Origin of the sequence: Dysgonomonas sp. ZJ709 (assembly GCF_011039195.1) — a bacterium.
Classification (GTDB): Bacteria; Bacteroidota; Bacteroidia; order Bacteroidales; family Dysgonomonadaceae; genus Dysgonomonas.
In genome coordinates, this window is record NZ_JAAKEM010000003.1 from 161,257 (window position 1) to 183,692 (window position 22,436).

Annotated in this window: 17 protein-coding genes and 1 tRNA gene; 15 read left to right on the plus strand and 3 right to left on the minus strand. The window is 36.3% G+C overall.

What is annotated here, in order from left to right; translation table 11 throughout:
* The first annotated feature begins 5 nt into the window (after positions 1-5).
* From G7Y56_RS04075 to G7Y56_RS04095, 5 genes are all read left to right on the plus strand, one after another.
* The gene (locus G7Y56_RS04075) at positions 6-1,112 is read left to right on the plus strand and encodes an efflux RND transporter periplasmic adaptor subunit (RefSeq protein ID WP_165041303.1); all 1,107 of its coding nucleotides are present in this window, start codon (positions 6-8) and stop codon (positions 1,110-1,112) included.
* A gap of 54 nt (positions 1,113-1,166) precedes the next feature.
* A complete protein-coding gene (locus G7Y56_RS04080; protein WP_165041305.1) occupies positions 1,167-4,340 on the plus strand; it encodes an efflux RND transporter permease subunit in 3,174 nt (1,057 codons plus the stop codon).
* Positions 4,341-4,347: 7 nt separating this feature from the next.
* Complete coding sequence (locus G7Y56_RS04085; RefSeq protein ID WP_165041307.1) at positions 4,348-5,757, plus strand: efflux transporter outer membrane subunit; 1,410 nt, start codon at positions 4,348-4,350, stop codon at positions 5,755-5,757.
* 161 nt (positions 5,758-5,918) lie between these two features.
* Positions 5,919-7,046 (plus strand): UDP-galactopyranose mutase, encoded by a 1,128-nt coding sequence (gene glf, locus G7Y56_RS04090; protein ID WP_165026028.1) that lies wholly within the window; start codon positions 5,919-5,921, stop codon positions 7,044-7,046.
* A 4-nt stretch (positions 7,047-7,050) separates the two neighbouring features.
* Positions 7,051-8,082, plus strand: coding sequence for a galactofuranosyltransferase (locus G7Y56_RS04095; RefSeq protein ID WP_165041310.1), 1,032 nt, complete (start codon positions 7,051-7,053; stop codon positions 8,080-8,082).
* Positions 8,083-8,111: 29 nt separating this feature from the next.
* Here G7Y56_RS04095 and G7Y56_RS04100 read toward each other — a convergent pair whose 3' ends face one another.
* Entirely contained in the window at positions 8,112-9,815 is a 1,704-nt protein-coding gene (locus G7Y56_RS04100) for a SulP family inorganic anion transporter (protein WP_165041312.1), read from the minus strand.
* Positions 9,816-10,074: 259 nt separating this feature from the next.
* Between G7Y56_RS04100 and rbr the strand changes: the two genes are divergently transcribed.
* On the plus strand, positions 10,075-10,653 hold the full coding sequence (rbr, locus tag G7Y56_RS04105) for a rubrerythrin (protein WP_165026036.1): 579 nt from the start codon (positions 10,075-10,077) through the stop codon (positions 10,651-10,653).
* Positions 10,654-10,846: 193 nt separating this feature from the next.
* On the opposite strand, the gene G7Y56_RS04110 is transcribed toward rbr, so the two are convergent.
* Positions 10,847-11,113 (minus strand): hypothetical protein, encoded by a 267-nt coding sequence (locus G7Y56_RS04110; RefSeq protein WP_165041314.1) that lies wholly within the window; start codon positions 11,111-11,113, stop codon positions 10,847-10,849.
* A 554-nt stretch (positions 11,114-11,667) separates the two neighbouring features.
* Between G7Y56_RS04110 and G7Y56_RS04115 the strand changes: the two genes are divergently transcribed.
* The 9 genes from G7Y56_RS04115 to G7Y56_RS04155 all read left to right on the plus strand — a co-directional run bounded on the left by G7Y56_RS04115 (position 11,668) and on the right by G7Y56_RS04155 (position 21,841).
* On the plus strand, positions 11,668-13,764 hold the full coding sequence (locus G7Y56_RS04115) for a S9 family peptidase (RefSeq protein ID WP_165041316.1): 2,097 nt from the start codon (positions 11,668-11,670) through the stop codon (positions 13,762-13,764).
* Between the two features lie 428 nt (positions 13,765-14,192).
* A tRNA-Asp gene (locus tag G7Y56_RS04120) sits at positions 14,193-14,266 on the plus strand.
* 295 nt (positions 14,267-14,561) lie between these two features.
* Positions 14,562-15,326, plus strand: coding sequence for a hypothetical protein (locus G7Y56_RS04125; protein WP_165041318.1), 765 nt, complete (start codon positions 14,562-14,564; stop codon positions 15,324-15,326).
* An 11-nt stretch (positions 15,327-15,337) separates the two neighbouring features.
* A complete protein-coding gene (locus G7Y56_RS04130; protein WP_165041320.1) occupies positions 15,338-16,213 on the plus strand; it encodes a restriction endonuclease in 876 nt (291 codons plus the stop codon).
* 201 nt (positions 16,214-16,414) lie between these two features.
* Positions 16,415-16,699, plus strand: coding sequence for a hypothetical protein (locus G7Y56_RS04135; RefSeq protein ID WP_165041322.1), 285 nt, complete (start codon positions 16,415-16,417; stop codon positions 16,697-16,699).
* 5 nt (positions 16,700-16,704) lie between these two features.
* Entirely contained in the window at positions 16,705-17,919 is a 1,215-nt protein-coding gene (locus G7Y56_RS04140) for a VapE domain-containing protein (RefSeq protein WP_165041324.1), read from the plus strand.
* 256 nt (positions 17,920-18,175) lie between these two features.
* Positions 18,176-19,150 (plus strand): toprim domain-containing protein, encoded by a 975-nt coding sequence (locus tag G7Y56_RS04145; RefSeq protein ID WP_165041326.1) that lies wholly within the window; start codon positions 18,176-18,178, stop codon positions 19,148-19,150.
* A gap of 260 nt (positions 19,151-19,410) precedes the next feature.
* Positions 19,411-20,808 carry a MobV family relaxase gene (gene mobV, locus G7Y56_RS04150; protein ID WP_165041328.1) on the plus strand — a complete coding sequence of 466 codons (1,398 nt, stop codon included), beginning with the start codon at positions 19,411-19,413 and terminating at the stop codon, positions 20,806-20,808.
* A gap of 61 nt (positions 20,809-20,869) precedes the next feature.
* Positions 20,870-21,841, plus strand: coding sequence for a DUF6624 domain-containing protein (locus G7Y56_RS04155; protein WP_165041330.1), 972 nt, complete (start codon positions 20,870-20,872; stop codon positions 21,839-21,841).
* 199 nt (positions 21,842-22,040) lie between these two features.
* Here the strand turns inward: G7Y56_RS04155 and G7Y56_RS04160 are convergent, their stop codons facing one another.
* Positions 22,041-22,433: a hypothetical protein gene (locus G7Y56_RS04160; protein WP_165041332.1), complete on the minus strand. Its 393-nt coding sequence runs from the start codon at positions 22,431-22,433 to the stop codon at positions 22,041-22,043.
* Between the last annotated feature and the right edge of the window lie 3 nt (positions 22,434-22,436).

A 22,436-nucleotide genomic window follows, 5' to 3' on the forward strand; every position in this document is an offset into this window, starting at 1 on the left:
TAGGTATGAAATTTAAGAAGATTGTTTTTGGGGCAACGGCCCTTATGGTTATGGTTTCTTGCGGTAATAAGCAGGCAAACATGGGGCAGCAGGCTGAGGCTACTGAATATCCCACTATGGTTCTGAGCAAAGAGGAGGCAACATTAGAATCGGTTTATCCCGTTACAATCAAAGGTGCAGAAGATATCGAAATCAGACCACGTATAGATGGTTTTATCGATGCTATTTATGTCGATGAAGGTTCTGTTGTGAGAAAAGGACAGGCATTGTTCAGAATTAATTCTCCACAAGCTGAACAAGCGTTAAAATCGGCGAAAGCAGCTATTACAAGCTCTCAAGCATCCGTTAATACGGCTAAACTAAATGTTGACAGAATACGTCCGTTAGCGGATAAAGGAATTGTAAGTAAAGTACAATTAGATACTTACGAAAATGCCTATCAAACAGCTCTTGCTAGTATGGCTCAAGCACAAGCTTCGTTAGAAAATGCTCAGGCTACTATGAGTTGGACAAATGTTACTAGTCCTGTGGATGGCGTAGTTGGTACAATACCTTTCCGTCAAGGAAGTTTAGTAAATAGTACCAATGCATTGACTACTGTTGCAAATACAGGAAATGTTTTTGCATATTTCTCTTTAAATGAAAAAGACCTGATGGCATTCTTAGGTAATACAGAAGGTAAGACTCAAGTTGAGAAAATCAAAAACTTGCCACCCGTAACACTAGTTCTAGCTGATGGTACAATATATCCTGAAAAAGGAAAAATAGAAACAATATCGGGTGTGATCAGTGTAAGTACCGGTTCTGCAAATTTCAGAGCAGAATTTCCTAACTCTCACGGATTATTGCGCAGCGGGTCTAGTGGTAAAATATCTATCCCAAGAACATTGAAGGATGTATTTGTTATTCCACAAAAAGCAACTTTTGCGCAACAAGATAAAATTCTAGTATATAAAGTTCAAGGAGATTCTGTGGTTCAAACTATCATTTCTGCAATTGGAATGCCAGAAGGTAAAAATTATGCAGTAACCGCTGGTCTAAATGAAGGTGAAAGAATAGTATCAGACAATGTTGCTACTCTTAGAAATAATATGAAAATAAAAGTGAAATAATTATTTGTAAAAGTAGTTAGCACTATTATTCTTTTAATTTAAAATAAAAAATCGATGTTAAAAACATTTATAGATAGACCCGTATTATCAACTGTAATATCCATTATTATAGTTGTATTGGGTATCATAGGCCTATTCACGCTGCCTATTGAGCAATATCCAAATATTGCACCGCCCACAATACAAATTCAAGCCTTTTATAGTGGTGCGAATGCTGATGTGGTGATGAAAAGTGTTGTAATCCCAATTGAGGAGCAAGTCAATGGTGTGGAAGGTATGACATACATGACCTCTTCGGCAACAAATAATGGTCAGGCAAATATCACTGTTTATTTCAAGCAGGGTATAAATCCTGATATTGCCGCTGTAAACGTTCAAAATCTCGTAGCCAGAGCGAATCCTTTGCTACCTCAAGAGGTGTTGAATACAGGAGTAACAGTAAGGAAACAACAAAGTAGTACAATCCTGTTTATAGCCTTGTCTAGTGAAAATCCGGACTATAACAGACGATTCATTCAGAACTATGCGAACATCAACATTTTACCCCAAATCAAGCGTGTATATGGTGTTGGTGATGCTAATGTATATGGAGCAGAAGACTACTCTATGCGTATCTGGTTGAAACCTGATGTTATGTCTACATATAAAATTACACCTACAGAAGTTATAGCAGCATTACAAGATCAAAATATAGAGGCTGCACCGGGTGAATTAGGACAAAATAGCAATCAAACATTTCAGTATACACTTAAATACACTGGTCGCCTTCAAACAGCAGAGCAATTTGGTGACATTGTCATTCGTTCTAATGAAGGTCAGGTACTGAGAGTGAAGGACGTAGCTAACGTAGAATTAGCTTCGCTTAACTATACCATAATATCTCAAACTAATGGAGCTGAGTCTGTCGTTATTGCTATTAGCCAAACTGCCGGTTCTAATGCACAAGAGGTTATTAACAATGTTCAGGCTGAAATAAATAAAACTGCAGAATCATTTCCTCCAGGAATGAAAGTAGTTTACTTAATGAATGCCAATGAATTCTTAAGCGCATCCATTAATAAAGTTATACATACACTGATAGAAGCTTTCATTCTTGTATTTATAGTAGTATTTGTATTCCTTCAAGATTTCAGGTCTACATTAATTCCTGCTATTGCAGTACCGGTAGCAATTATTGGTACATTCTTCTTCCTTCAGGTATTTGGGTTTTCGATTAACTTACTTACGTTGTTTGCTTTGGTTCTCGCAATCGGTATCGTGGTCGATGATGCGATAGTCGTCGTCGAGGCAGTCCATGCACAACTCGATGCAGGAGAAACCGACCCGAGAGCAGCAACAATGAAAGCGATGAAGGAAATTGCTCCGGCAATTGTATCTATCACCCTTGTTATGTCAGCTGTATTCGTTCCGGTTAGTTTTATTGGAGGAACTAGCGGGATATTTTACAAGCAATTCGGTTTAACACTCGCTATAGCAATTTTGATTTCGGCAGTAAATGCATTGACATTAAGTCCGGCTCTATGTGCTTTATTCCTAAAACCGCACAAAGAAGGTGAACATGAAAAGAAAAGTTTCTTAAAACGCTTCTATTATGCTTTCAATGTTGGATTTAGTTCTGCTACTCAAAAATACAAGTCTTCGCTACAATTCTTAGGAAAAAAAGGCCATCGTTGGATTACAGTAGCTATTATATTAGTTAGTGGTGGTATATTATTCGGCTTGATGGGAATGATTCCAAAAGGATTTGTTCCTCAAGAAGATGGTGGAGGTGTTATGGGTATGGTTACATTACCACCGGGAGCATCACTAGAAAGATCTGATTCGCTTGTACAAGACATTATTAAGATAGCACAAGACATAGAAGGTGTAGAATATGTGACTAATATTACCGGGATGAGCTTCATGAGCGGTATGGGTAGTTCATACGCCTCTCTCATTATAAAAATGGTTCCGTGGGATGAACGAGATATTACTGCAGACCAACTATCTGCAATATTAAAAGAGAAAACAGATTCTATAAAGGATGCTACTTTTATGTTCTTCGGTATGCCTACAATCCAAGGGTTCGGTTTAAGTACAGGGGTTGAATTACAATTACAAGATAAAACCGGTGGAGATATTCATGAATTTTATGATATAACCAATAATTTCTTGGATAAGATGAAGGCTCGTGACGATGTAATGATGGCAATGACCACATTTAATCCAAACTTCCCTCAAAAACAAATTGATGCCGATATACCTAAAATAAAAGCAGCAGGCCTTACTCTTAATGAAGTTATGACCACAATGCAAGCCTATGTAGGTAGTATGTATATCTCGAACTTCAATCTATACGGTAAGCAATTTAGGGTTATGGTACAAGCACCACCTGAATATAGATCAAAACTGGATGACTTGAATGGTATGTTTATTAGAACAGCAGATGGTGAAATGGCTCCGATAACTGAATTTTTAACTATTACAGATGTTACTGGCCCACAAACATTGAATCGTTTCAATATGTTCTCGTCTATGAGTCTTACCATTATACCTAATTTCTTTAAAGGATATAGTTCGGGTGACGTTATCAAGGCGGTTGAAGAAGTTGGCGCAAGCACACTCCCTGCCGGTTATGGTTATGACTATTCGGGTATGACCAGAGAAGAAGCAAGCAGTGGTAGTGAAACGGTATTGATCTTTGCTTTATGTTTGATCTTCGTTTACTTACTATTAGCAGCTCTATACGAAAGTTATATATTGCCACTTGCCGTATTGTTCTCTTTACCTGTAGGTCTGGCGGGCGTATTTATCTTCATATTTATTAGTATGATGTCAGGTACCGGTATTGTAAATAATATCTATGTACAGATATCGCTAATCATGCTAATCGGACTCTTGGCTAAAAATGCTATCCTAATTGTGGAATATGCGATTCAGCGTCGTCAACAAGGTATGAGTATTGTAGACGCTGCGGTAAATGGTGCGGTAGCCCGTTTACGTCCGATCTTGATGACATCATTTGCATTTATATTTGGTCTAATGCCTCTTGCTTTCGCTTCGGGTGCAGGTGCTATCGGTAACAGATCGATCGGTATCAGTGCTATTGGAGGTATGTTCATTGGAACAATGATTGGAGTATTGGTTATACCATCATTATACATCATATTCCAAACTATACAGGATAAAGTAAGTAAGTCGGGTATGATAAACTCCACTGACGAAGTTGTAACTAAGAAAAAAGATTAATAACAAGATGAACAGAAAATATATTAAAGGAGCAGTTCTATTGGGAGTTACACTCTCAATAGGATTTACATCCTGCCAGGTTGTTAATAAATACAAATCGCCTGAAGTCGATAGTCAGGATTTATTCAGAGAAGAAAACTCTACGGATACAACTACTATTGCAAATATTCCTTGGAATGAGTACTTCAAAGATCCTATTCTACAAAGTTTGATAGAAGAAGGTTTAGATAAAAATTATGATTTACTAATTGCTTCAACGCGTATTCAACAAGCCGAAGCAGGACTTAGCATGGCTAGAGCAGCCTACTTTCCTGATGTAGCTTTGGTTGGTCAAGTGCAGCAAACAAGAACTAGTTCGGATAAAGGTAAGAATCAAGATATATTTGGTTATCATTCTACTAATATACAACTAGGTATTGCTGCTACATGGGAAGCCGATATCTGGGGTAAGTTGAACAGAAAATCGAGAGCAGCTTATGCTCAATTTTTAGGAACTCATGCTTATCGTAACTTGGTACAAACGTCTCTGATTTCGAACATTGCTACTTCTTATTATTCTTTGATGGCTCTTGACGAGCAATTGAAGATTACCAAAGAAACTGTAGAATTACTGAAAGTGAATACTGAAACTACAGAGGCTATGAAAGAAGCCGGTCTTCTTAACGGCGCTGCTGTGGAGCAAACGAGAGCATTACTTTACAGTACTCAAGTAACTATTCCTGATCTTGAAATGCAAATCAATCAATTAGAGAATAATATCTGTGTACTATTAGGCAGAAAGCCCGGATATGTAGCTAGAACAAGCATTGATACTCAAACTGTTCCTGCTGAACTTGAGCATGGTATTCCTGTTCAAATGCTAGCAAAACGACCTGATGTTCAACAAGCCGAGTTAGCATTCAGATCAGCATTTGAATTAACAAATGCTGCACAAGCAAGCTTCTATCCTTCTATTACATTAGGTACAGGTTCTATGATCGGATATAGCAGTTCGGCATTAGCCGGATTCTTCAGACCAGAAAATCTGTTAGCAAATATTATCGGTGGACTTACTCAACCAATATTTGCAAGAAAACAATTGATCGGTAATCTGAGAATAGCTAAGGCTCAACAACAAGAAGCATTATATACATTCGAGGAATCTGTCCTATCAGCAAGTGCAGAAGTATCGAATATCGTTTTCTCTTATAAAGCATCGTTAAGCAAAAACGAAATCCGTGAGAAACAAGTACAAGCATTAAGTACATCTGTCGAATTTACTCAAGAGCTACTAAAAGCAGGCGAGGCTAACTACATAGAGGTATTGAACGCCGAACAAAATTCACTGAATGCGCAATTAGGACAAGTAAGTGATAAATTGGAGCAACTTCAATATAGTGTATCTCTATACAGAGCTTTAGGTGGAGGTATTGAGTAATCTATAATTGATATATAAAAAGCATTTAAGGCTGTTTTCTTTAGAGAGAACAGCCTTATTTTTTTTCGCGAAAAACTTGTTCTCCGACAATCGGTGAAAATTAATATGCTTTATTTTATAAGCAACAATCGTTCAACATTTTTTATTACATTTGCGATCATATGGAGAAAAGTAAGAAGGGTAAGAAACCGTACGATTATCTCGTTGTAGGAACTGGAATTTTCGGTGCCGTATTCGCCTATATGGCTAAGCAAAAAGGAAAAACTTGTTTACTGATAGACAAACGCCCACATACCGGAGGGAACATATATTGCGATAGCATTAATTCGATCAATGTGCATAAATATGGTGCACATATATTTCATACAGCAAACAAAGAGGTTTGGGATTTTGTAAACTCTTTTGTTGAATTTAACCATTATATCAACTCCCCTTTGGCCAACTATGAAGGAAAGCTTTATAACCTTCCTTTCAATATGAATACATTCTGCAAATTATGGGGAGTAAATACTCCGGCCGAAGCCATGATAAAGCTCGAAGAGCAACGTAAAAATTATGCGGACATAGTGGAGCCTGCAAATCTAGAAGAACAAGCATTAAAACTATGTGGAGAAGATATATACAACATATTTATAAAAGGATACACGGAAAAGCAATGGGGACGGTCTGCACTCGAACTGCCTGCCTTTATTATCAAACGCATTCCTTTTCGGTTCACATTCGATAATAATTATTTTAACGATCCTTACCAGGGTATTCCCAAAGGTGGCTACAATAAATTGACTGACGGTTTGCTTGAAGGAATAGAAGTCAGACTCGATACAAATTATTTTTACGATAGAGATTACTTTGATTCTTTAGCAGAGAAAGTTATTTTCACAGGACGCATCGATGAATTCTTTGGGTTTGAATATGGTGAACTCGAATATAGAGGGTTGCACTTCGAACACAAATGCCTTGAAACAGATAACTATCAAGGAAATGCCGTAGTCAACTACAATGAGCGTAAAGTTCCTTATACAAGAATTATAGAACATAAGCACTTTGAATTTGGAACTCAGCCAACAACAGTTATCACACACGAATATCCGGGAGAATTCGCAAAAGATAATGAACCTTATTATCCTATAAATGACGAGAGAAATACTGTAATTTATAAAAAGTACAAAGAAAAAGCCGATCAGATTCCACATCTATATATTGGTGGGCGCCTAGGGCAGTACGCTTACTTTGATATGGACGATTCGGTAGAAGCAGCGATGAACCTCGCCAAAAAAGAATTAAAATAAGATTATGAATAAACGTTACCTTTCTAAAAATTACAAAGGTCTCGGTAGTGCCGGTAATAAAGCTAAAACCGATATAGAAGCTATCCTTAAAGAAATTGGGTATAGAAATGTAGGACTTAAACAAAGTTCTCATGACAATAAAATAATCGGCTTCCTTGTTACTCTGTTGGGCGTACTCAAAACTCCCTTTAGTTTACGCAAAGGTGACATATTGGTATTGCAATATCCGTTGAAAAAATATTACGAACTTGTATGTAATATTGCTCACATGAAAGGATGTAAAGTTGTTACCATTATTCACGATCTGGGCTCATTTCGCCGTGGACGCCTAACTATCGAACAAGAGATCGAGCGCCTGAATCATTCCGACTACATCATTGCTCACAATGAAGCAATGGCTCAATGGCTCCAACAGCATAAGACCACAGCGCAGATAGGCTGTCTTCAAATATTCGATTATCTCTCTAAAGATAAGGCTCAATTTAAAGAGACTGCTCCCACTCCGTATTCAGTAGTATATGCAGGTGCATTGAGCAGCAAAAAGAATGCATTTCTGTACGAGTTAGGTAACTATATGCATTCTTATCGATTCAATCTTTATGGCGGTGGTTTCGATGCCTCGTCTGCAAAAAATGAAGAGTTATTTACTTACAAAGGCTTTATTCCTTCGGATGAGCTTATAACAAGTGCTTGCGGACATTTCGGGTTAGTTTGGGATGGAGACTCAACATCTACATGCAGCGGTACTTATGGAGAATACTTACAATATAATAATCCGCACAAAACATCACTTTATATACGTTGCCTACTACCTGTTATTATCTGGAAAAAGGCGGCATTAGCACCATTTATAAAAGAGAATAATATTGGTATCTGTATCGACTCTCTTGAAAATCTCGACGAAGTTCTTTCATCTGTTAGTCAAGAAGAATATGAAACAATGAAGAAAAATATCGTTACAATCAGTGACCGATTATCCACAGGATATTATCTCACACATGCTGTAGACGAGGCATATCAGTATTTTAAGAAATAGAGTGGTTAAAACAGAAAGATACGCTATAATTATTTGGCATTTATTTCTGTTAAGACAACTTCAGCCCTGTCAATCGCAACTTTGATATTATTGCAGATATTCTCCTCTCCTATCATCGAAGGAATTATCGATTTTTCGATCATCTTATGAACTTTAGGTTTTACGCCCGATAAGATAATATGTATTCCATCATTTATAGATTTTTCGCACAGGCTTTCGAGATTGTGCAAACCGGTAGAATCTATAAACGGAACCTTTCGCATACGAATAATCCGGATTTTAGACTTATCCCCTATCTCGCGCATACTTTCATCAAATTTATTAGCTATTCCAAAAAAGAATGGCCCGTCTATCTCGTAAATCTCAACTCCTTTGGGTAAAGTAAATATATCATCGTCATGCCCAAACTCATTTTCATCAGTCAAATCCAATTCATCTTTGATAACGGACACATGAGTCACTTCGTTCATCCGTTTTAAGAATAAGAACACAGCTAAAAGTATACCTATCTCAATAGCAATCGTCAGATCGAATATAAGCGTCAAAGAGAATGTGGTGAGCAATACGGCAACATCTGCCTTAGAGTTTCTTAAAAGATCTACAAACGACCTCCACTCGCTCATGTTATAAGATACAATAATCAATATTGCGGCAAGACATGCCATCGGGATATGTTTAGTAAGACTGCCCAGAAACAATACAATCATCATTAGAAAAATAGAATGAATGATTCCTGCAACAGGACTACGACCTCCATTGTTTACATTGGTCATAGTACGTGCCAGTGCACCAGTAGCCGGTATTCCACCGAAGAGAGGTGTCACTATATTTGCAACCCCTTGTGCTATTAATTCAACATTCGAATTATGTTTTTCACCTGTTACACCATCTGCAACACTGGCAGATATGAGAGATTCAATCGATCCTAACATGGCAAGGGTAAAAGCTGTAGGAAACAGGTCATTAATCAGACCTATGTTAATGGAAAAACCATCTGTAACAGTCGGCAGATCACTGCTAATATTAAATTTGTCTCCAATTGTAGAAATAGATGTAATATCTAAATAATTTCTAAGTAGGTATACAAGAACGGTAACAACTACTACTGCAAGTAATGAGCCGGGAATCTTTTTTGATATTTTATGAGAAAACACTATAATCAAGACACTTAAGACCCCTATTATCAAAGTATATATATCAGTTGTACTAAAATGGTTAATATACACCGACCATTTACCAATAAAATCAGGAGGTATAGCTTCTGTGATAGTCATACCAAAGAAATCTTTCATTTGAGTCGAGAATATAATGACGGCAATACCACTCATATACCCTACAATAATAGGATAAGGGATAAACCGGATAACAGCACCTAATTTTAAAACACCCATCAGTATAAGCATCAACCCCGACATTACCGTTGTTACGATAAGCCCTTCAAATCCATAGTTCTCGATTGTATTATATACGACAACAATAAAAGCTCCCGTAGGTCCTGCAATTTGGACAGAACTTCCGCCAAGCATCGATACTATAAATCCGGCAATAATAGACGTCATCAGCCCTTTTTCGGGACTAACGCCTGACGCGATACCAAAAGCCAAAGCAAGAGGTAAAGCTACAATACCAACAATAAGACCTGCCATGAGGTCATTTAAGAATTTCTCCTTATTATAAGTTCTAAGTGATTTTATTAATTGAGGAGTGAAGTCTTGGAAAATATCTTTTTTCATGTTAAAAATTGATAGCAAATAGATTTTAACTATTAACACTTATTGAAACTTAACACATGGATGGATAATTATCTATTAAAGAATGGTTTGTTTGCTTAACAAATCTCTTTGTTTAGAATGAGTCTAAGTAACTTGTTTTAAGCACATTTTATTTAATATTTTTAAGCATTGCAAAGGTATGAAATCATTTGATCATAGCACAATAAATATTACTTTTGTATTATCTAAAGCTAAAAACTATCATTAAAATATCATAATTATGGAAAAAAGTATTAAAGGCACCGAAACTGAAAAGTGTCTATTAAAATCTTTTGCTGGTGAATCACAAGCAAGAATGCGCTACACTATGTTCGCAAGTGCTGCTAAAAAAGAAGGTTTTGAACAAATTGCTGCAATTTTCTTAGAAACTGCAGACCAAGAAAAAGAACATGCTAAACGTATGTTTAAATTTCTGGAGGGTGGAATGGTTGAAATTACAGCCTCTTATCCTGCCGGTAAAATCGGAACTACTGCTGAAAACTTAGAAGAAGCTGCCGCAGGAGAACACGAAGAGTGGGCACTAGATTATCCTGCTTTTGCAGAAATTGCAGAAAAAGAAGGATTTAAAGAAATCGCTGTAATGTATCGCATGGTTGCTAAAGTAGAAAACATGCACGAAGATCGTTACAGAGCTCTTCTAGCAAGAGTTACCAGCAATGGTGTATTCTCTCGCGAAGAGGCTATCGACTGGCAATGTCGCAATTGTGGATGGGTAATAAAGAGCAAAAGCGCTCCTAAAACATGTCCTGCCTGTCTTCATTCTCAAGCATACTTCGAGCCGCTTAAATGGAATTTCTAAAAAGAAATGTTTGAAATACATAAAAGGTCGCAAAATTTGCGACCTTTTTTCGTTTTAAAATACTTACCAATAATCAGTTTCTAATGTGTCGCTTCACCGATCGTCAACTGTAACAACTAAACTTTTAGTACAACAAAGGAGCATGAGAAACCAGTTAATACGAACAAAGAAAGAATCAATTTTATCATATTCTTCACCAGTATAAAGAACTATATTTGTGTAATGCCGAAGTATCACTCACAGACCATTCGTTATTAGTGAATATATAAGGAATAGTAACTTCAGTCTTTGATTCCACCTTGAAATCAAAAAAACCATCGTCCAGTTGTACGATGATACCATCTTCTAAGAAATAATGCATTTTTAATGTATCATTAATTATTTCAAATTCAGATGTAAATGCATGGCACTGTTCACCAAGTGTCGCATTCCATAACGATTCTATTATGGGATTTCCCATGTTATTAATATCTTTAAACAAATAAAAACACTCAGAATCATACGCTGGTCCTTTATCGCAGACCATTGTTAAATAGTAATAATCACCTCTTTTAAGAAATCTTGTTGAAAAATCCTTCTCATAATCAGTACTAAATGAATAATCACCGACTAGAATAGTTCTATCAACTATATTCACCTTCAGCAGTTGATATCTATTTAATTGGGAGTTATAAACATAGGCTATAAAATTATTTTTCGATAAATCTTTATAGTATTTTCCAGAATAAACAACGCTATCACTATTTTCTTTTAGGTATAAGGTATCTAAAACCTTGGCTTCCTTCAGCAATAGACGGGTATCTTGGATTGAGATATACCCCGAATCCTGAGTAAATATCGTAGCAAATATATTTGAATTAGAATTGTTTGTACGAACACATCCAAAGCTACTATATAACAATATAATAGCAATGAAGACAAACACAAATAATATAGATTTTCTCACCTGAAATAATAAACTTGTAGTTATTGTAAAAAAGGAATAACTTTGAAACCATAAAATTAATAAATAATATGAAATACGGATCAATTATGGCACTAGCTTTAAGTGCAACTATGCTTGCTTGTAATTCGACTACTCAAAAGAATGAAAAGGAGGCAGAAGCTCCTATCATCGAGAAATCTACTATTAAAGTAGAAAATGGCATCATGACTCCAGAAGTACTTTATAGTTTTGGTCGTCTATCAGATGTGCAAATCTCACCTGATAAATCAAAAATTTTATATGGTGTCACCTATGTTGGTATAGAGCAAAACAAAACAAATAAGGAATTATTTGTAATGAATGTAGATGGTTCTGACAAGAATCAAATAACTAAAACCGCAAAAAGCGAAAACAATGCAGTATGGGTAAAAGATGGCTCTAAAATAGCTTTTTTAAGCGTAGAGAGTGGTTCTTCTCAGATATGGGAAATGGATACCGATGGGTCTAGCCGGAAGCAAATTAGTGATATAGAAGGTGGAGTAAATGGCTTTATCTATTCGCCTGATGGTAAAAAAATATTATACATAAAGAATGTAAAATCGGGTGAACGCACTGTTGATAAATACCCTGATCTGCCAAATGCATCCGGACGTATTATAGATGACTTGATGTACAAACACTGGTCCGAATGGATAGACGAAATTCCACATAGTTTTGTAGCCGATTTTGATGGTGAAAAATTATCTAATGATACTGACATATTAAATGGAGAACCTTACGAATGCCCTATGCTTCCCTTTGGTGGAACTGAACAACTGGCGTGGAGTCCCGATAGTAAAACCATAGCTTATACTTGTCGTAAGAAAAAAGGCCTTGACTATGCCCTTTCTACAAATTCTGACATATATCTATATAATGTCGATACTAAAGAAACAAGTAATATGACCGAAGGCATGATGGGATATGACATAAATCCGATCTTCTCGCCTGATGGTAAATATATCGCTTGGCAGAGTATGGAGCGTGAAGGTTACGAATCAGACAAGAATCGCCTATTTGTAATGAGCTTGGAGACTAAAGAGAAAATATATGTAACCGAAAATTTTGATTACAATACCGATAATGCTATTTGGAACGATGATAATCAGAGTCTGTATATTGTCTCTTGTGTAGAAGCTAAAACCCAATTATATAAAGTTTTTATCCACACTAAAGAGATCAAATCTATAACAACGGGTATTCATGACTATGAGTCGTGTGCTATTGCAGGAGATAAGCTAATCGCTGTCAGACACTCTATGTCTAAACCGAATGAGATATACTCTGTCAACATATCTTCGGGCGAGGCTACTGAATTGAGTTTTGAAAATAAAGAGATTTTAGATCAATTACAGATGGGTAAAGTTGAAGAACGATGGATAACAACCACAGATGGAAAGAAGATGCTTACATGGGTTGTTTATCCGCCAAACTTCGACCCAAATAAGAAGTACCCTACCCTACTCTATTGCCAAGGCGGTCCCCAAAGTACTGTAAGCCAATTCTGGTCTTACCGTTGGAACTTGCAGATGATGGCTGCAAATGATTATATCATTGTTGCTCCTAATCGTCGAGGATTACCCGGATTTGGGCAGGAATGGCTGGAGCAAATAAGCGGTGATTACGGTGGCCAAAATATGAAAGATTATTTATCAGCGATTGATGCTGTATCGAAAGAGCCTTATGTTGATGCTAATAAATTGGGTTGCACTGGTGCTAGCTATGGTGGCTTTTCAGTTTATTGGTTAGCTGGCAACCACAACAAACGTTTCAAGGCATTTTTAGCACATGCCGGAATATTTAATTTAGAGGCTCAGTATTTGGAGACTGAAGAAATGTGGTTCGCCAACTGGGATTTAGGTGGCTCATACTGGGATCGTAATAATAGTATTGCACAACGTAGCTATGCTAATTCACCACACCTTTTTGTTGAAAAATGGGATACCCCAATTATGATTACTCATGGTGAATTAGATTTCAGGATCTTAGCATCGCAAGGTATGCAGGCTTTTAATGCCGCCAAATTGAGAGGTATTCCTGCTCGCATGCTTATTTATCCAAATGAGAACCACTGGATATCTCAACCTCAAAATGGGATATTATTTCAAAGAGAATTTTTCAGATGGTTTGATACTTATCTGAAATAAAAAATCTTTTGACGAAACTGATACTGAATGTAGAAATACTAATTATATACATTAAAAAAGCAACTGAAACATATCCAGTTGCTTTTTTAATGTGAGATTCTGAATGTTTGAGATCGTGGGATAAATAACAATAGCATTTATAGCTTCTTGTAAAGCTCAAATTCTAACAAAGCCTCGCTATTTGAGGATTCTATAGTTCAAAGATTCAATAGAAAAATTCATTATTTTATAGATATGAATATTACTTACACATACCATGTCTTATTCTCAATAAAATTCTTTCATTTTTAACTCTTTGAAAAGCAACACCTTGTCATTTTTATTAAAAAAATATCCTCAAACCTATTGCAGGAATCAAATTCTTATCATATCTTTGCATCGCATTTCAGAGGAAATGACACTTCTAATAAGAAGTAAAAAACAAAAATGGTGTGGTAGTTCAGTTGGTTAGAATACCTGCCTGTCACGCAGGGGGTCGCGGGTTCGAGTCCCGTCCATACCGCCTCTTAAAAAAGCAATCTATTGATAATCAATAGATTGCTTTTTGCATTTATACAGTTGTGTTGCATTTGTGTTGCAAATTGGAAAAATATTACCCTTTTTACCCCTCCTAGGAAGCTATTAGTAATTGATGGAAATTACGAAAAAAACAAAAAAACTTACTACTTTTACTAATATCAAATTATCAAGGAATCTTTTAGACTCTGATATGGATTTCCAGTATCTATGAAATGAGGAATCTGTATCGTTGGGAAAATATATGAGTGAATTAATTGACCAAAGATAAATGAATAAATATGCTATACAAAGCTAAGTCTATATTCAAATCTATATACCTGTTTTTGATAGATAACCTCCATCAATCACTCCACCTTGAATACAGGCTTTTAAAACGAGGGTATTCATTATATCGGCATGAGGTCTTGAAGAAGGGTAAGACATTCGAAATATATGTAAAGGATTATTTGGCTGAAATATACAACTTCAGCTATAAAAACCCGAGAGAACTAGCCGAAAAAACACGTATTCATTCCAAAGTAGTAGATATATTTACTCTTCGCCCCGACCTTATACAACAATATTTTGATGAAGATTTTGATTTCAGATTATACAAACAGTTGATAAAGGAATATGATACTTCAGAATTTATTCCTAGCCAAGTTGACATACCAGACACTACTCATATTGAATTAGCTGAACCAAATCCAATCGTTGCACAATCTCCAATATTAGACAAAGAAGAGCAACTTGCTAAAGTGCGAGCAGAAATACTAAAATATGAATCAGGAGAAAAACAACCTAAGCATATAGGACAGCGAATGTTCGGTTATTTACTTAAAGCTAACTACTTCAGTGCATATAATGATGAGCAACGCTATGAAGCTTGGCAGAAATTCACAGGATTAGAGACTAAACCAGAAATGAGTTATTTAAGAGATCCTGACTACAATAAGAACGAAACAGATAAAATCAATAAGCAGCTCAAACAAATTGAAGACTTTTTCTATTTAGTGGGATTAGATGTTTCTATTGATTATCAGAAGAAAAACATCAAAAAGTAATATTATAAAGTATGGCTCGAAAAAAACGAATAAATAACTTACCTTCATTTGATGAACTAATAATACCAACTCTTAAAGCTTTAATTGAACTTGGAGGGTCAGGGAGTATAAAAGAAATAAACGCAAAAGTTTATGAAATAGCAGAATTAACAGATGAGGTTTTACAAATTCCACATGGCGAAAATGGAACTATCAATGAAGTTGATTATAGGCTTGCTTGGAGTCGAACATATCTTAAGAAATTTGGATTACTTGAAAATTCGTCGAGAAGCGTATGGGCTTTATTAAAATCTGACATTGATCCAGATAAACTTGATTATACTAAAATAGTCAAAAAAGTGAGAGAATTGGATAAACCTACGCAGGCAAAAAAAGATATAATAGAAGAAATTGAAGAAGAGGTTACTATAGAGCTTTACGAAACAGAAGAATGGAGAGAAAAATTACTTAATGTTTTATATACTATTTCACCATCTGCTTTTGAGCGGCTTACACAAAGGTTGTTAAGAGAGAGTGGATTTTTTCAGGTTGATGTAACTGGTAAGGTTGGTGATGGAGGGATTGATGGGAAAGGTATCGTAAGAATGAGCGGGTTACTAAGCTTTCATGTTATATTTCAATGTAAACGTTATAAAGGTACTGTATCACCCAGCCAAATTCGAGATTTTAGAGGTGCGATGCAAGGACGTGCAGACAAAGGACTTTTCATAACAACAGGAACATTTACCAGAGAGGCAATTAAAGAAGCAACTAGGGATGGGGCTCCTCCTATTGATTTAATCGATGGAGAACTTCTTTGCGATAAATTGAAAGAATTAAAATTAGGTATTGACACTCACCAAAAAGAGATAGTGGAAATACGAAATGATTGGTTCAGTAATCTGTAAAATAAAACAAATAATAATTTAGCAGGCTCTTCGCCTGCTTTTTTATGCCTATTTTCTAAAATTTCACTCTATTTCCCTATGACTAAAATAAGGGAAATAGCACAAAAATGTCATATATTATCATTAAACATCGCAAACTTTAGAAGGTTGATTTTCAGTGCTATATTGCATAAAAATTCAGAAAACTAAATTCTTATTTTTATGCGAAACAAAAACTATTCACGTTGGCAAAAGCCGGAAAAAGAAGAAACTATCAAGGATAATTCTTCTACCGAAAAAATGTCGCTTATAGATATAGCGATGAGTAACCTAATCAAAATGAAAGAGGCGACCAAACTTCTCAAAGCCTCTGCCCCTACTGTCCGTAAATATGCTCGGCTCGGTTATTATAAAGAATACCGATTCGGGGAGAAACTTGTCTTCTATAATAAAGAGGAAATATTGAACTTTATCCTTAAGAGATTCAAAACCGCAGAAGATAGTTAACTCCCATGAAAGGAAAAGAAACTACTTCCGCCCGTCAATCGAAAAACGAACGGATCGAGCAGCAACTACGTACGCTGTATAGCTTTCGTTACAATAGCGTAAAGAGCCGTACGGAGTATAGGGAAATCCATGTACAAGGGGAGTTCAAGCCAGTGACCAAATATTTTTTGAACTCCCTTCGCAGGGAGATTGATGTCAAGGTGGGTATTACAACCTCTGCCGATAACATTCGGACTATCCTCGAAAGTAATTTTGCGGAGAAGACACATCCTATCAGGGAATATCTTTCTCGACTGCCAATGCTGAATCCACGGGAATCTTGCTATACGGAACAGCTTCTACAGACAGTTATTGTGTCCAATCCTGACAAATGGGAAGAATATCTGATTAAATGGCTGATAGGTGTTGTCGCCAATGCGATGAGCGATGTCGGTTGCCAGAACCATACTTGTTTGGTTCTGACAGGCGAACAGGGCAAATTTAAAACTACATGGCTCGATCACCTTTGTCCTACATCATTAAAAAGCTATCTCTTTACAGGTAAGATTGACCCACAATGCAAAGATGTACTGACCTTGATAGCCGAATATTTGTTTATCAACATTGACGATCAGTTAAGGGCATTGAATAAACGGGACGAAAACGAACTGAAGAACCTGATAACCACTCCGGCAGTAAAATATCGTAGACCATATGATACGTATATTGAAGAATATCCACACTTAGCCAGTTTTATGGCATCTGTAAACGGAAATGACTTCTTGACAGACCCGACAGGCAGCAGACGCTTTCTGCCTTTTGAGGTTGTCCGCATTGATATTGACAAAGCCCTCTCTATCAATATGGATCATGTATTCTCCGAAATTATGTATTTATACAAACAGGGAGTTCGTTATTGGTTCGATGATTCGGAGATAGAAGAGCTACACCGTTTAAGTTCAGGTTTCCATGTGCAGACCGTAGAATTTGAAATGCTAATGCAGGGATTTGAAAAACCAACCGTAGAGAATGAAAACGAACATTTTATGACTACCGCCCAAATACTAAATTATCTGCGGATGTTCACCAATGTACCATTGTCTGAAAAACGGATGGGTGAAGCGATTCGAAAAGCAGGATTCAAACGGTTGCAAAAGCGAATTAACAACAATCCATCTCCTGTATATGGTTATCGGATAAAGAAGATTAAACCCAATCCCTTTATTGATTATGAACTGTAATTAATAGACATTATTTTCTCACATTACTACCTTACTACATAACAAGCTAATCCATTGAAAGAAAAAAGATTAGTTGTAGTAAGTGGAGAAAGTACCGTCTTACTCTCTTATTACTACTTACTACATTTTAAGATATGTAGTTACTACTATTACTTATAAAAAATACACTTTTTATGCTATCAATAAGCGAGTTAAAGTGACTGTAGTATGTAGTAAGAATATATCTGTAAAAAACAAAATCAAAAACAACAACATCATGACCACAATAGAATTAAACAACCTCTCCATTAAACAGTATCTATCCGAACTAAACATCCATCCCGTCAAAGACAGAGGATACTACGGCATGTACCACTCACCATTCAGGACAGATAACAACGCCAGTCTCAAAGTAGACTATCAAAAGAACCTATGGATAGACTTTGGCAGCAATGAAGGAGGCACAATGATTGACCTTGTTATGCGATTGGATAACTGCACCCTAAAAGAAGCCATAAACAAGCTTGAATGCAGATACGCAAATATGCAAACAGGCAGCAATACCGATAATCAGCCCGAGTCCTTTTCTTTTCACGGTAATAACCATTTGGAAAAAGTCGAAAACAATCAACAATCAGGAATATCCATCCAAAAGATAGTACCCATTACCAACCAGGCATTACTCGATTATCTCACAGAACGAAAAATCAATATCGATATAGTTATGCAACATTGCAAAGAAGTCTATTACTCAGCCAACAACAAATCCTATTTTGCCATCGGCTTTAAAAACGATGCAGACGGCTATACCCTCAGAAATAAATATGCAAAAGTATGTACCGTAAACGATATAACCACCCACCAAAAATCCGACACCAACAATGAAGCCTGTTTAGTCTTTGAAGGCTTTATGGACTACCTCTCTTACCTGACCATGAAAAACATCCAACACTCAAAAGTAGATGTTGTCGTCTTAAACTCCATATCCAATCTCTCCAAAGCCATCGACTTTATAACATCCCATCAAAAAATATATACCTATTTAGATAATGACGAGGCAGGAAGAAACGCAACCCTACAGATCAACAAGTATAGCAGTACGCACAACTGTATACACATAGACAAGTCAACAGACTATGCCAACTACAAAGACTTAAACGAGTGGCACTGTAAAACCAAGCTAAAAGAGAAAGAACAGCAAGTACAAAAACAAGAGCAGATACGCAAACCTTCGAGAGGTTTCAAGCGGTAATTTTCGTCAGCTACCCAACGGGCTTTTAAAGAAAAGCCATAGCTCATTAGGGCATTTTCTTAACGCTCCGTTGCACTACACTAAAAAAGCCCTCCTGAGTCAAGGGGTTCCCCCTTTGAAATCCCCTCGGCGGTCTGGTAACCGCAGTCGCCTTAGCGACTTGAAGAAGGCTAAAGGTAGAAATAAAGATCGGGAAGATTCCCGATTTATAGAAGCATAATCAGTAATTATATTAATACAAACCGATAATTATTTAAGATATGGGATATGTAGTACTTCATTTACAGAAAGCCAAGGGGAACGATGCCCCTATGTCGGCACATATCGAACGGACAATCGATCCCCATAATGTCGATAAAACCCGTACACACCTCAATAAGGAATTAATACACTTTCCCGAAGGAGTGAATAGCCGGACAGAAGCCATACAACATAGAATAGAGGATGCAGATATTAAACGCAAGATATCCAAAGATCAGGTACGTGCCATTCGTATTATGCTCTCAGGAACACATGAAGATATGAAAGACATCGAAGAATCAGGAAATCTCGATAACTGGTGTACTGATAATATCGACTGGTTAAAACAAACCTACGGAGAAAAGAACCTTGTATCTGCCGTTTTACATATGGACGAAAAAACACCTCATATTCATGCAACGGTTGTTCCTATTGTTACTGGTGAAAGAAGAAAAGAAAAAACTCAGAAACAAGATAAGCCTGATAAACCAAATAAAAAGCAATACCGAAAGAAAGATAGAAGCATATCCAGACTTTGTGCGGATGATGTGATGGCAAGGAACAAACTAAAGGAGTATCAGAACTCGTATGCAGAATGGATGAAACCCTATGGATTAGAAAGAGGCATTGATGGTTCGAAGGCGAAGCATACCGAGACCTATGAGTATTACAGGGAGCTATCAATTAAAAATGAGGTTATGCACCAACGTATTGAAGCACTGGAACAACAGGAAAAAGAAGCATATATCCGTTATGAACAAGCTAATATACTCAAACAACAAAAAGAAACCGAATTGAAAAATACGGATGAAGCCCTCAAGCAGAGCAAAGGACAACTAAAGACCGAAAAATTTGTAAATAAAGCAGCGGATGTAGGCTCTACTATTATGGACGGCATAGGATCGGTAATGGGGACATCTAAGGTCAAAAAACAACAGCATGAGATAGATAATCTGAAAGCTGATAAGGAAACCCTTGCTAAAGAGGTTAAGGAGCTAAAGCAGGATATAAAAAACATACAAAAAGAGCATGAAACGACTTTAGACAAATTAAAGCAAGAGCTTAAAAAGATTTATGACCTGTTCCCCAATATCAAGGAACTACTACGCATTGAGAATCTGTGCAACCATTTAAGGTTCTCCGAAAGCTTAATCAAAAAGATTCTGGAAATGAAGCCTGTCGGGTTCAAAGGCAAAATTTATTCTGCGGAATATGAGCGGAGTTTTGAAACGGATCATTCGGTAGCTGAGGTTAAACCGCATCCGACTGAAGAGGGTAAACTTGAGTTTACTATTGATAGCATGAGTCATGTCAACTGGTTCAGGCAGAAGTATCAGGAGTTTCAAAGGGCAATCGGGATTAATATTAAACAGAAACAGGATATGGTGATTAATAAGAGTAAAGGTTTTAAAATATAATTTAGATTATTTCTTAAATATTCGGTAATTTTGAAAACAAAAACTTATAGCATTCAATATTATGAGAAAGATATTTTTATTCAGTTTCTTGGGGTTGTTGTGTTCCTTATCGGGTTCTTGTCAGGAATTTAACGAATTGGTAAATCAAAGCCTGAGTTATTTTAAACAAAATGAATTTCGGAAATTTGAAGAAACTTATCCTAAATTATATCTGGAGTATTTAAAAACAAATATACCATCATATCAGGAAGCTATCAATGCTGCAAATAGTGGGAATATTGAGCTTGCGTTTTCCAATATAAACGAACTGATTGATGAAGATTTGTTTTTGGATGAAATAGAACACGATGAAGACTTTAAAGTACTTCACCAAAAAGGAGCATGGAGTATTCTGCTCCAAAAAATTAAAACTATAAAGAGTAGCTATAACGAAGGGTTACGATCTGAACTTAAAGAAGTTCAGAATAGAGATCAGGGAATAAGGATTCTTTATTTACACATTGAAAATGATTCGTTAAAAACTGCTGTACATGATTACATGAAAACAATTGTTGATAATGATTGCTCAGCAAAAATTTGTCCTATTCTGGATAAATATGGGTGGGTAGGGACAGACGAAATCGGTAGTGAAGCAAATGGAACATTATTTTTGGCTGTACAGCATGTCGATGATCTTAAAGTGCAGGAAAAATATCTCCCTATGCTTAAAGATGCCGTTAAGTCGGGAAAAGCGGAAGGGTGGCAACTTGCCTTTCTTACCGATCGAATATTAATGAATCAAGGGAGAAAGCAAATTTATGGGACACAAAAAATAATATCAAAAGATCCTGCCAGGTCATATATCATTCCTTTGGAAGATCCGAATAATGTAGACGAATTGAGAAAAGAGGTGGGCTTACCACCATTGGCAAAGGATTTGGAAGAAGAGGGAATGCATTGGGATTTAGAAGAATATAAGAAAAATCTGCCAACAATAGAAAAAATGTATAGAGAACGTTATGAAACATTGAAGAATGGTGAATTTAAAAAATAGCACTTTCTTCCATTCACAAACAATTGTATTAAAAATAAAACACCTAACTTTTACATTATAGGGAGTATATCTTCCAAGCATTATTTGCAGACTTTCAGAAGCAATAGCATATATATTAAATCAAAGTATCAAGACTCAGAAAGCATATTTCAGGCAAGATTTTTATATCTTGCCTGAATTATAGTAGAAAACCCGATTATCAATAGAAAGACTTAAAATAAATATCGTCTTTCGTCTTTTCTATTGATATGAATGAATTGGGTAATATCCAATAGCTTCGAATATAGTCATAAGCGTAAGTCTTATTGAGATAACTGATATAGTTGTTCAGCTCATCTAAGTCATCAAAGAATATATGGGAAGCATTGCAGCTATTGTTCTTGTCAAAGGTGCATGACAGGGTTGCTTTCTGGTCTTCGAAGAGAAGGTCTATCATATTCTCTTTGACTCCATTTTCAATGTACTCGGCTACATACATGGGATTGTCTGAGTAGCTTTCTTTGATTTCATCATGGGAGAGCTTTAATACCAGAGAAGAACAATTTATCAGTATTGCACAATATTCAATTGAGATTTTTTCTTGTGTTGCCATACA

Coding starts and splice junctions, on each gene's coding strand:
- G7Y56_RS04075 (WP_165041303.1), top strand. CDS start 6: ATGAAATTTAAGAAGATTGTTTTTGGGGCAACGGCCCTTATGGTTATG.
- G7Y56_RS04080 (WP_165041305.1), top strand. CDS start 1,167: ATGTTAAAAACATTTATAGATAGACCCGTATTATCAACTGTAATATCC.
- G7Y56_RS04085 (WP_165041307.1), top strand. CDS start 4,348: ATGAACAGAAAATATATTAAAGGAGCAGTTCTATTGGGAGTTACACTC.
- glf (WP_165026028.1), top strand. CDS start 5,919: ATGGAGAAAAGTAAGAAGGGTAAGAAACCGTACGATTATCTCGTTGTA.
- G7Y56_RS04095 (WP_165041310.1), top strand. CDS start 7,051: ATGAATAAACGTTACCTTTCTAAAAATTACAAAGGTCTCGGTAGTGCC.
- G7Y56_RS04100 (WP_165041312.1), bottom strand. CDS start 9,815: ATGAAAAAAGATATTTTCCAAGACTTCACTCCTCAATTAATAAAATCA.
- rbr (WP_165026036.1), top strand. CDS start 10,075: ATGGAAAAAAGTATTAAAGGCACCGAAACTGAAAAGTGTCTATTAAAA.
- G7Y56_RS04110 (WP_165041314.1), bottom strand. CDS start 11,113: ATGGGAAATCCCATAATAGAATCGTTATGGAATGCGACACTTGGTGAA.
- G7Y56_RS04115 (WP_165041316.1), top strand. CDS start 11,668: ATGAAATACGGATCAATTATGGCACTAGCTTTAAGTGCAACTATGCTT.
- G7Y56_RS04125 (WP_165041318.1), top strand. CDS start 14,562: ATGCTATACAAAGCTAAGTCTATATTCAAATCTATATACCTGTTTTTG.
- G7Y56_RS04130 (WP_165041320.1), top strand. CDS start 15,338: ATGGCTCGAAAAAAACGAATAAATAACTTACCTTCATTTGATGAACTA.
- G7Y56_RS04135 (WP_165041322.1), top strand. CDS start 16,415: ATGCGAAACAAAAACTATTCACGTTGGCAAAAGCCGGAAAAAGAAGAA.
- G7Y56_RS04140 (WP_165041324.1), top strand. CDS start 16,705: ATGAAAGGAAAAGAAACTACTTCCGCCCGTCAATCGAAAAACGAACGG.
- G7Y56_RS04145 (WP_165041326.1), top strand. CDS start 18,176: ATGACCACAATAGAATTAAACAACCTCTCCATTAAACAGTATCTATCC.
- mobV (WP_165041328.1), top strand. CDS start 19,411: ATGGGATATGTAGTACTTCATTTACAGAAAGCCAAGGGGAACGATGCC.
- G7Y56_RS04155 (WP_165041330.1), top strand. CDS start 20,870: ATGAGAAAGATATTTTTATTCAGTTTCTTGGGGTTGTTGTGTTCCTTA.
- G7Y56_RS04160 (WP_165041332.1), bottom strand. CDS start 22,433: ATGGCAACACAAGAAAAAATCTCAATTGAATATTGTGCAATACTGATA.